Genomic DNA, 10711 nt, shown 5'->3' on the forward strand with positions numbered 1-10711 from the left:
CCGAGGGCCTGGCGGACGCGCAGCAGCACTTTGTCCACGACTACGGCCTGAACCTGGTCGGCGGCTGCTGCGGTACGACCCCCGAGCACCTGCGCCGGCTCGTCGAGCGGGTCCGCGAGGCCACGCCAGCCCCCAGCCCCCCAGGGGCGCGGGGAACTGCGCGACCAGCCACGACGGCGCAGCAGACGAAATCGGACCCGTAACCTAGGAATGTGAGCAGCAACCCCGACGCCCTCCTGGGCCCCGCCGAGATCCGCGAACTGGCGGCAGCCCTGAACGTCCGCCCCACAAAACAGCGCGGCCAGAACTTCGTGATCGACGCGAACACGGTCCGCCGCATCGTCCGCACCGCGGACGTCCGCCCCGACGACGTGGTCGTGGAGGTGGGCCCCGGCCTCGGCTCACTCACACTCGCGCTGCTCGAAGTCGCCGACCGCGTCACCGCCGTGGAGATCGACGACACCCTCGCGAGCGCACTGCCGGCGACGGTAGCCGCCCGCATGCCCGACCGGGCCGACCGCTTCGCGCTGGTGCACTCCGACGCCATGCAGGTGACCGAGCTGCCGGGCCCGCCCCCGACCGCGCTGGTCGCCAACCTCCCGTACAACGTGGCCGTACCGGTGCTGCTGCACATGCTGGAGCACTTCCCCAGCATCGAGCGCACGCTGGTGATGGTCCAGGCGGAGGTCGCCGACCGGCTGGCCGCGCCGCCCGGTTCGAAGGTGTACGGCGTCCCGTCCGTGAAGGCGAACTGGTACGCCGAGGTCAAGCGGGCCGGTTCCATCGGCCGCACCGTCTTCTGGCCGGCACCGAACGTGGACAGCGGCCTCGTGGCACTGAGGCGCAGGCCCGAGCCGCTGAAGACCACCGCCACCCGTCGCGAGGTCTTCGCCGTGGTCGACGCGGCCTTCGCGCAACGCCGCAAGACCCTGCGGGCGGCGCTCGCGGGCTGGGCGGGGTCGGCGGCGGCGGCCGAGGTGGCACTGGTGGCCGCCGGGGTGTCCCCGCAGGCGCGCGGCGAGTCGCTCACCGTCGAGGAGTTCACGCGCATCGCGGAGAACAAGGTGGGCGCCGAGACCAAGGTGGACGCCGAAGCGGTTCAAGAGGCCCAGCACGAGGAGCCCGGCAAGTGAGCGTCACCGTCCGCGTCCCCGCCAAGGTCAACGTCCAGCTCGCGGTGGGTGCCGCGCGCGCTGACGGCTTCCACGACCTGGCCAACGTCTTCCTCGCGGTCGGCCTGTACGACGAGGTCACGGTGACGCCCGCCGACGAACTCCGCGTCACCTGCGCGGGCCCGGACGCGGCCCAAGTCCCCCTGGACGGTACAAACTTGGCGGCGCGTGCGGCCGTAGCGCTCGCGGAGCGGTACGGCCGTGATCCCGCCGTGCACATCCACATCGCCAAGGACATCCCGGTCGCCGGCGGTATGGCGGGCGGCAGTGCGGACGGCGCGGGCGCGCTGGTGGCGTGCGACGCGTTGTGGGGCACCGGTGCCTCGCGGGCCGAACTGCTCGACATCTGCGCGGAGTTGGGCAGTGACGTGCCGTTCAGTCTGGTCGGCGGGGCGGCGCTCGGTATCGGGCGGGGGGAGCAGCTGACCATTCTCGAGGTCGGGGGCACCTTCCACTGGGTGTTCGCGATGGCCGAGCGGGGGCTGTCGACCCCCGCTGTCTTCCGGGAGTTCGACCGGCTGGGCGAGGGCATCGACATCCCCGAGCCGGTCGCCTCGCGGTCACTCCTCGACGCGCTCGCGAAGGGCGACCCGGACGCGCTCGCCGCCGCCGTCTCCAACGACCTTCAGCCCGCCGCCCTTTCGCTCTTCCCGGAGCTGGCCGACACCCTCGCCGCGGGCCGCACCGCGGGTGCCCTCGCCGCGCTGGTCTCCGGCTCGGGCCCGACGACGGCGTTCCTCGTCCGTGACCCCGAGGCGGCGGCCCAGGTGGCCGAGGCGCTGGCGGGCTCCGGGACCTGCCGGACGGTACGTAGGGCGGCGGGTCCGGCGGCCGGGGCGACCGTGATCGACCGACCTTCACACCAGGTTCACGGAACGCCCGCCTGACCTGCAAAAATACGCATGTTCGGTGTTATCCAAACCACATTGATTAAATGTTCATCAATCGACCTCAAGGTTCCTTTCGCGCGCTCTGTCCCAGAGGAACGGCTGGCATGATCAGCCAACCTCCGGTCCTCGTTACCGGCGGTACTCCCTGCGCGCGCGGTCTCGCCGCGCCACGCCCGAGAGGAACCTCCCCATGGGCCACATGGACCACTTCAGCGCCGGCTGGGTCACCCCGGTCCTGTCCTACGCGATGGCCTGCGTCGGCGCCGCGCTCGGACTGCGCTGCACCGTAAGGGCACTTGAGGCGGACGGCGCCTCCAAAAGGAACTGGCTGACCCTCGCCTCCGTCGCCATCGGCTCCGGCATCTGGACCATGCACTTCGTGGCCATGCTCGGCTTCAGCGTCGAGGGCACCCCCATCCGCTACGACGTCCCGCTCACCGTCCTCAGCCTGCTGATGTCCATCGGCGTGGTCGCCGCCGGAGTCTTCACCGCCGGATACGGCCGCTCCCGCGTCACCTCGGTCGCCTTCGGCGGCATCGGCACCGGCCTCGGCGTCGCCGCCATGCACTACACCGGCATGGCCGCCCTCGACCTGCACGGCGAGATCGACTACGACCCCGGGCTCGTCATCGCCTCCGTCGCGATCGCCGTCGTAGCCGCGACCGCCGCGCTCACCCTCACCCTGGTCGTGCGCGGCCCGGTCCTCGCCACCCTCGCCGCCCTCGTCATGGGGCTCGCGGTCAGCAGCATGCACTACACCGGGATGTACGCCGTGAGCGTCGCCCTCGCGCCCAGCAGCGCGACCCTGTCCGGAGCCACCGCCACGGAGTTCATCTTCCCGCTCGCCGTCGTGCTCGGCTCCTTCCTCTTCCTCGCGTCCGCCTACGTCGCCCTCTCCCCGACCGGCAAGCACCACGAGTCGGCCATCGCCGCGGAGCTGCTGCGCGAGGTCGAACTCGCCACGGTCTGAACGGACTTCGGCCGACCTACGGCAACGGCACTCACTTCCTGGGGGAGGGAGAGGGCGTCGGCGCCGGTTGCCGAACGGAACCGAACTCGCCGCGGTCCGGGCCGGGTTCGTATCTCCCCACACCGTGGCGGACCCCAACTCCGGGGCCATGGACGCCGAGTAGTTCCGCGAGGCCGGACCCACCCGGGGCCGAGCCGGGCTTCGACAGTCCGGTCGGCGCCGGCCCCGACTCCCGGGGGCACCCACCCCGAATCGCTGCGCGAGGTCGAACTCGCCATGGTCTGAGCCCACTTCGGCTCTCCCCGCACGGCACGGCCGCCAACTCCCCAGGCCGCAGCCGCCGTACGAACCACCCCCGCACTTCCCCTGAACGAGGTCCCCCATGCGTGTCCTCCGCGCGTCGGCCCGACTGCGCCCCAGATCGGTCCGCGCGAAGATCGTCGCCCTGCTGATGCTGCCCATCGTGTCCCTGATGGCCCTGTGGGGCTTCGCCGCGGTGACGACCGCGTCGAGCATCGCCGGCACCGAGACCGCCAAGGACGTCAACTCCGAACTCCTCACGCCCGTGGCCGAGTTCGTCACCGCGGTGCAGACCGAGCGGACCGCCGCCCTGCGCCACGCGGACGCACCGGGTGCCTTCAAGAAAGCCACCGCGGCGACCGACAGGGCGGCCTCCGCCCTGCGCGACGGCGTCAACGACTCCAGCTCGGACGCCGCCCTCATCGACTCCACGCTGCCGAGCCGTATCGACAAGCTGGAGACCGACGCCGACGGCCTGGCCGCGCTGCGCACGGACGCCACCGCCAAGGGCGCCAAGTCGACGGCCACGTACGGCGATTACTCGGCGATCGTCGAGCACGGCTTCTCCGTCACCGGCGCGCTCACCGGCGACAAGACCGCCGCCGACGCCTCCGAGGCGCGCGTGGTGCTCGAACTGTCCCGGGCCCGCGAGGCCGTCGCCCAGGAACAGGCGCTGCTCGGCGCCGCCCGTACCGGGGGCGAGCTGACGAAGGAGCAGTACGCGCTGTTCGTCGGTGCCGTCACCACCCAGCGCACGCTGCTCGCCCCCGCGGTCGCCGACCTCAGGGCCGAGCACCGGACGGCGTACCGCAAGGTCCTGGACGGCGACGGATACACCGAACTCCAGGCGGTCGAGAACCGGGTCCGCAGCGCGGGCCCCGGCACCTCGGCCGCGTCCGCCGGCTTCCTCAAGGGCTGGGACTCCAGCGTGAGCGGTGTCCTCAAGGGGCTCGAGACCGCCGAGACCGAGGCCGGTACCGGAGCCACGGCCGCCGCCGACCCGTTCGGCTGGGACACGCTCGGCGCCTCCGGGGTCGCCGTCGTGCTCGGCCTGGTCGGCGTGCTGCTGTCGCTGCTCGTCTCCGTGCTCGTCGGCCGCGGCCTCATCGTCGAACTCCTCGACCTGCGCAACTCCGCCCTCGAAGTGGCGGGCCGCCGCCTCCCGCAGGCCATGCGCAGGCTGCACGCGGGACAGGGCGTCGACATCGACGCCGAGGCCCCCATGCGCCGCCTCGCCGGTGACGAACTGGCCCAGGTCGGCACCGCGTTGACCGCCGTGCAGCGCGCCGCCCTCAAGGCCGCCTCCGAGCGCGCCGAACTCCTCAGCGGGATCTCCGGCGTGTACGTCAGCCTCGCCCGCCGCAGCCAGGTGCTGCTCCACCGCCAGCTGGACCTCCTCGACGCGATGGTGCGCCGCCAGCGGGACCCGGCCGAGCTGCACGAGCTGTACCGCGTCGACTACCTGGCCACGCGCATGCGCCGCCACTCCGAGAGCCTGCTGATCCTGTCCGGGATCGCGCCCGGCCGCGGCTGGCGGGACCCGATCCCGCTGACCGACATCCTGCGCGCGGCCGTCGCCGAGATCGAGAACTCGTCCCGGGTGCAGATCTGGGCCGTACCGAAGGTGTCGCTGACCGGCGGTTCCGTCGCCGACGTGATCCATCTGCTCGCCGAACTCGTCGAGAACGCGACCGCCTTCTCACCGCCCAGCACCCAGGTGCAGCTGCGCGCGGCCCGGATGCGGGAGGGCGTCCTGATCGAGATCGAGGACAGCGGCTTCGGCATGAAGGAGGACGCGCTGGCCGATGCCAACCGCAAGATCCAGTCCGAGAAGGTCGACCTCCTCGACGCCAAGCAGATCGGCCTGTTCGTGGTCAACCGGCTCCGTGAACGGCAAGGACTGCGTGTGGAGATACGGCACTCGTCGAGCGGCGGGGTCACGGCCGCGGTGCTCATCCCCGAGGGTCTGATGCGCGACGACATGCCGGTGGGGGAGCGGCAACAGACGTCCGGCGGGCGGGGGCTGGCGCCCGCGTCGGCCCTGGTCCCGCACCAGCGACTGCGCGGGGCGGGGGCCTGAGACCGAGGCGCTCTTCGCACCATCTCCACACAGATGTACCGCAATCGCAGTACAAGTGGGGCGGGTGGGACGGATAGGGTCACTTGATACTTCAAGCGTTCCATCGGGGCGCGCGCCACCGAATGCCAAGTGCACTGCTGGAAGGGTCACTTCCGTGTCCGAAACCCCCACACCGTCGTCCGTCACGCCGTCCCACCGCCGGAAGCGGTCCCTCTCGCGTCGCGGCGCGATCGGGGCCGCCGGAGCCGTCGCCGCCGGGGCCGCCCTGACCCCGGTGGTGTTCGCGGCCACCGACTCGGGCTCCGGCTCCGACTCCACGAGCACCGATGCCGCCCCCGCCGGCACCAAGCCGGAGACCTTCCCGGCCACCCGCACGGCCGCCGCCACCGGCACCGCACCGGCCACCACCGCCTTCGCCGCGTCCTACGTCGGCCTGCGCTGGACCGGCGCCCAGGACGGCGCCGGCATCCGCCTCGCGGACGGCGCCTGGCAGCGGACCGGCAGCGGCTGCGCGACGATCGACGGCGGCGGTACGGCCCTGGTCGCGGCCGACGAGGCCACGAGCTACGAGGTCAAGACACCGGCAGGCGCGACGGACGTACGCTCCATCGCCATCGACTGCACCCGCGGCCCCGACCGCACCTTCCACGTCCCGTCCGAGGCGACCCGCGTCCGCGGCGTCCGCTACCTCTCGCGCCCGGCCTGGGGCGCCGACGAGTCGAAGCGGTACAAGGACGGCAAGGTCAACACGCCTGAGGCGTACTACCCGTTGCAGTCGATCACGGTCCACCACACGGACACCCCGAACGCCGACCCGGACCCGGCCGCGACCGTCCGCGGCATCTACGAGTACCACGCGGTCACCCTCGACTGGGGCGACATCGGCTACCACTTCCTCATCGACGAGGCGGGCGTGGTCTACGAGGGCCGCTACTCCGGCGACGACCTGATCCCGGCCTTCGACAAGGACGGCAACCTCGTCACCGCCTTCCACACGGCCGGCTTCAACTCCGGCAACCTGGGCATCGCCCTCATCGGCAACCTCGTGGCCCAGGCCCCCACGGACGCGGCCAAGGCCTCGCTGATCCGCCTCATCAAGGTGATCGCCCGCTTCAAGGGCCTCGACCCCCAGGCGAAGATCACCTACACCAACCCGGTGAACGGCGTGAAGAAGGACAACGAGACGATCAGCGGCCACAGGGACTGGCTCCAGACGGACTGTCCGGGCCAGACGATGTACGACTTGCTGAGCGAGGTCAGGACGGCAGCGGCAACGCGCTGATCTGAAAACAGGGGGGACGGGACGCTTTCAGGGGCGCGGGGAACTGCGCGACCAGCCCCCACGGCGTGGCAGCCTCCGACGGCGCTTCGTGGCACCCCCGGCGGAGCGCCTACCCTGGGAGGCTGACCGTCCCCCCTGTCAGGAGAGAAATGGCCGTCAACCTGGTCAATGTCGAGAACGTCAGCAAGGTGTACGGCACCCGTGCCCTGCTCGACGGCGTCTCGCTCGGTGTCTCCGAAGGGGACCGGATCGGGGTCGTGGGCCGCAACGGAGACGGCAAGACCACCCTGATCCGGATGCTCGCCAAGCTGGAGGAGTCCGACACCGGACGCGTCACGCACTCCGGCGGACTCCGCCTCGGTGTCCTCACACAGCACGACTCCCTCGACCCGGAGGCGACCGTCCGCCACGAGGTCATCCGGGACATGGCCGACCACGAGTGGGCGGGCAACGCCAAGATCCGCGACGTACTCACCGGACTGTTCGGCGGCCTGGACATGCCTGGCTTCCCGCAGGGACTCGACACCGTCATCGCCCCGCTCTCCGGCGGCGAGCGTCGCCGTATCGCGCTCGCCAAGCTGCTCATCGAGGACCAGGACCTGGTCGTCCTCGACGAGCCGACGAACCACCTCGACGTCGAGGGCATCGCCTGGCTCGCCCAGCATCTGCGCGAGCGCCGTTCCGCGCTCGTCTGCGTGACCCACGACCGGTGGTTCCTGGACCAGGTCTGCACCCAGATGTGGGACGTGCAGAAGGGCGACGTCTTCGAGTACGAGGGCGGCTACACCGACTACGTCTTCGCCCGCGCCGAGCGCGAGCGCATCGCCGCCACCGAGGAGACCAAGCGGCAGAACCTGGTCCGCAAGGAGCTGGCCTGGCTGCGCCGGGGCGCCCCCGCCCGTACGTCGAAGCCGCGCTTCCGCGTCGAGGCCGCCAACGAACTGATCGCGGACGTGCCGCCGCCGCGCGACACCAGCGAGCTGATGAAGTTCGCCTCCTCGCGCCTGGGCCGGACGGTCTTCGACCTGGAGGACGTGACCGTCCAGGCCGGCCCGAAGGTCCTCCTCAAGCACATCACCTGGCACCTCGGCCCCGGCGACCGCGTCGGCCTGGTCGGAGTCAACGGCGCCGGCAAGACCTCCCTGCTGCGCGCCCTGGCCGACGCCTCCCGCAGCGACGGCGAGACGCAGCCCGCGGCCGGCAAGGTCGTCGTAGGAAAGACGGTGAAGCTCGCCTACCTCTCCCAGGAGGTGGCCGAACTCAAGCCCACGCTGCGGGTGTTGGAGGCCGTGCAGCAGGTGCGCGAGCGCGTCGATCTCGGCAAGGGGCGGGAGATGACCGCCGGGCAGCTGTGCGAGACGTTCGGCTTCAACAAGGAGAAGCAGTGGACGCCGGTCGGGGACCTGTCCGGTGGTGAGCGGCGCCGGCTGCAACTCCTCCGTCTCCTCATGGACGAGCCCAACGTCCTCTTCCTCGACGAGCCCACCAACGACCTCGACATCGAGACCCTGACCCAGCTGGAGGACGTCCTCGACGGCTGGCCCGGGTCGATGATCGTGATCTCCCACGACCGGTTCTTCGTCGAGCGCACCACCGACAAGGTGTACGCCCTCCTCGGCGACGCGACCCTGCGGATGCTGCCGCGCGGCATCGACGAGTACCTGGAGCGGCGCCACCGTATGGAGGAAGTGGCCGCGGCCGCCGTCCCCGTCGTGGAGAAGGCCGTACCCGCCGTGAGCGCCGCCGACCAGCGGGCCGCGAAGAAGGAACTCCAGAAGATCGAGCGGCAGTTGGACAAGGTCTCCGAGAAGGAGACCAAGCTGCACGCCCAGATCGCCGACAACGCCACGGACTTCGCGAAAGTGGCCGAACTGGACGCTCAGCTACGGGACTTGAGCGGCGAGCGGGACGAGCTGGAGATGCGGTGGCTGGAACTCGCCGAGGACGCGTGAAGGGTGAGTGAAGGCGCATAACGGGGTCATCACGGGCCGGTCCTCCCTTGGGAACAGGGGTGAACCGGCCCGTTCCTCATGGACAGCTCAGTGATAGAAAGGGCCGTCTGAGACCTGCTTGAACGCGCCTCCGGATCCTTCGCGAACCTCGGGGCGTGGCTAAAAATCAGTGAACGAGGGGGAGCCGCTGATGACTCAGCCGCCCGAACAGCCGCCGTCCGGTGGTTACGGAGCGCCGCCGAACCAACCGCCACAGCCACCGTCCGGCGGCTTCGGGGCTCCTGTTCCACCGGCGCCCGGCTACGGCTATCCGCAGCAGCAACCACAGCAGTCCGGCCCCTACGGCTATCCGCAACAGCCGCAGCAGCCCGGCCCCTACGGCCAGCCGCAGCAACCGGGGCCGTACGGTCAGCAGCCGCCCTACGGCGGGTACGGATACCCGCCGCCCTCACCCCAGTTCACCCCGCCGCCCCCCGGCGGCGGCTCCCGCAACCCCTTCAAGGGGAAGCCCGCGCTCGTGATCGCGGCGGCCGTGGCAGGGCTGTTGGTCGTCGGCGGCACGGTGTGGGCGGTCACGAGCGGCGGTGACGACAAGAAGCCGGTGGCGGAGCAGAGCGACAGCCCCGAGCCGTCCGCCAGCGGTACGGTCGACGACCCCGCGAACCCCGGTGACGGCAGCGGCGACGGCGGCAAGGACGCCGAGGACCTCAACGCGGGCCGCAAGTCCGGCGAGGCGAAGGTGCTCTGGTACAAGGAGGCGCCGGACGCGCCCGGTTCCGGCGCCGACGCCCCCGGCATGTGGATCACCGGCAAGACCGCGGTGAAGGCGGCGTACAAGGAGGTCGTCGCCTACGACGTCGGCAACGGCGACCCGGCCTGGCCCGCGGTCACCTTCCCGCAGAAGATCTGCGCGGTCACCGCGGAGAAGTCGTCCGACGGCAAGATCGTCGTGGCGTACGAGAGCGGTGTCAGCGACAACGCCAAGTGCAACCAGCTCCAGCAGCTCGACCTGAACACCGGGGCGAAGGGCTGGACGGCGGTCGTCCCGGACGGCGACCTCTTCGACAGCGCGATCTCCATCGGGCTGTCCGTCACCGGCAGGACGCTGATGGTGGGCCGCTCGCAGTCCGGGATCGCCTACGACGTCGACACCGGCAAGAAGCTGTACGAGAAGAAGAAGTACGGCGCGGCCTGCTTCCCGGGCGGGTTCGCGGGCGGCGCCCGGCTGATCTCGGTCTCGTCCTGCGGGGCGGGCTCCTCCACCGAGCACGACGAGGTGCAGGAGCTGGACCCGGCGACCGGCAAGGCCAGGTGGACCAAGTCGATCCCCAAGGGCTGGTCGGTGTCCCATGTGTACTCCGTGGACCCGGTCGTTCTCTACATGACCGACTCGGACGACAAGCACTGGAACATCTCGACGCTGAAGGCCGACGGTTCGGTCCGCTCGCAGGTCGACTCCAAGGCCACCTTCGCGCCCTCCTGCGGTTCGTCGTTCCTCGACAGCGACCTCCAGGGCTGCGAGGACGTCGCGGTCGACGCGACCACCCTGTACCTCCCGACGGACGCGACGACCGGCGCCAACCAGATCGTGGCGATCGACCTGGCCACCGGCAAGGAGAAGTGGCGCGTCAAGTCGCCCGAGTCCGTGTCGATGGTCCCGATCAAGGCCGAGGGCGGCAAGCTCCTCGCCTACGTCGAGGCGTCCTACGGAGCGGGCGGCCAGGTCGTGTCCGTCCCCACGGCAGGCTCCTCCCACGCGACGACGAAGCTGCTCCAGATGCCGGAGGGCACCGCGCAGATCGAGTCCAGCTTCTTCTCGCGGGACATCGACTACGTCGACGGGCGCTTCTACATCTCGTCGACCCGGCTCAACGGCAACGACGACACGAAGGAGAAGTTGATGCTCGCGTACGGCAAGTGAGACCCCGACTTCTCCCCGCGTATCCGACGGCTGGGCTGCATGCAGGGACCCTTCGCGCCAACGGCAGCCGCCGGTCTCCGGCTGCACCCTTTCGATCACCCTGTGTCGTGCGGTGCGAGGGCGCGCGCTGGAGGAGACCGACCG

At 70.9% G+C, this 10711-nt stretch carries 7 protein-coding genes and 1 pseudogene; all 8 read left to right on the top strand.

Annotated features, from left to right (window positions below; translation table 11 throughout):
* Positions 1 to 188 (top strand): annotated as a pseudogene (locus ACNFOC_RS43185) (homocysteine S-methyltransferase family protein); the annotation flags it as partial.
* A gap of 24 nt (positions 189 to 212) precedes the next feature.
* On the top strand, positions 213 to 1133 hold the full coding sequence (gene rsmA / locus ACNFOC_RS43190) for a 16S rRNA (adenine(1518)-N(6)/adenine(1519)-N(6))-dimethyltransferase RsmA (RefSeq protein ID WP_416964476.1): 921 nt from the start codon (positions 213 to 215) through the stop codon (positions 1131 to 1133).
* Positions 1130 to 2059 carry a 4-(cytidine 5'-diphospho)-2-C-methyl-D-erythritol kinase gene (locus ACNFOC_RS43195; RefSeq protein WP_416964477.1) on the top strand — a complete coding sequence of 310 codons (930 nt, stop codon included), beginning with the start codon at positions 1130 to 1132 and terminating at the stop codon, positions 2057 to 2059. The genes rsmA and ACNFOC_RS43195 overlap by 4 nt, the downstream gene beginning before the upstream one ends.
* 193 nt (positions 2060 to 2252) lie before the next feature.
* Positions 2253 to 3032 (top strand): MHYT domain-containing protein, encoded by a 780-nt coding sequence (locus tag ACNFOC_RS43200; RefSeq protein ID WP_416964478.1) that lies wholly within the window; start codon positions 2253 to 2255, stop codon positions 3030 to 3032.
* 382 nt (positions 3033 to 3414) lie between these two features.
* On the top strand, positions 3415 to 5412 hold the full coding sequence (locus ACNFOC_RS43205; protein ID WP_416964479.1) for a sensor histidine kinase: 1998 nt from the start codon (positions 3415 to 3417) through the stop codon (positions 5410 to 5412).
* Positions 5413 to 5686: 274 nt separating this feature from the next.
* Entirely contained in the window at positions 5687 to 6694 is a 1008-nt protein-coding gene (locus ACNFOC_RS43210) for an N-acetylmuramoyl-L-alanine amidase (protein WP_416964482.1), read from the top strand.
* A gap of 149 nt (positions 6695 to 6843) precedes the next feature.
* A complete protein-coding gene (locus tag ACNFOC_RS43215) occupies positions 6844 to 8646 on the top strand; it encodes an ABC-F family ATP-binding cassette domain-containing protein (RefSeq protein WP_416964480.1) in 1803 nt (600 codons plus the stop codon).
* A gap of 190 nt (positions 8647 to 8836) precedes the next feature.
* Positions 8837 to 10567, top strand: coding sequence for a BamB-related PQQ repeat family beta-propellar protein (locus ACNFOC_RS43220; protein ID WP_416964481.1), 1731 nt, complete (start codon positions 8837 to 8839; stop codon positions 10565 to 10567).
* Positions 10568 to 10711 lie beyond the last annotated feature (144 nt).

The sequence above is a fragment of the Streptomyces colwelliae genome (genome assembly GCF_048158785.1).
Lineage (GTDB): Bacteria > Actinomycetota > Actinomycetes > Streptomycetales > Streptomycetaceae > Streptomyces.

Bases quoted from the DNA above. Each gene is read 5' to 3' on its own strand.
- ACNFOC_RS43200 (WP_416964478.1), top strand. From the start codon at position 2,253: ATGGGCCACATGGACCACTTCAGCGCCGGCTGGGTCACCCCGGTCCTG.
- ACNFOC_RS43205 (WP_416964479.1), top strand. From the start codon at position 3,415: ATGCGTGTCCTCCGCGCGTCGGCCCGACTGCGCCCCAGATCGGTCCGC.
- ACNFOC_RS43215 (WP_416964480.1), top strand. From the start codon at position 6,844: ATGGCCGTCAACCTGGTCAATGTCGAGAACGTCAGCAAGGTGTACGGC.
- ACNFOC_RS43220 (WP_416964481.1), top strand. From the start codon at position 8,837: ATGACTCAGCCGCCCGAACAGCCGCCGTCCGGTGGTTACGGAGCGCCG.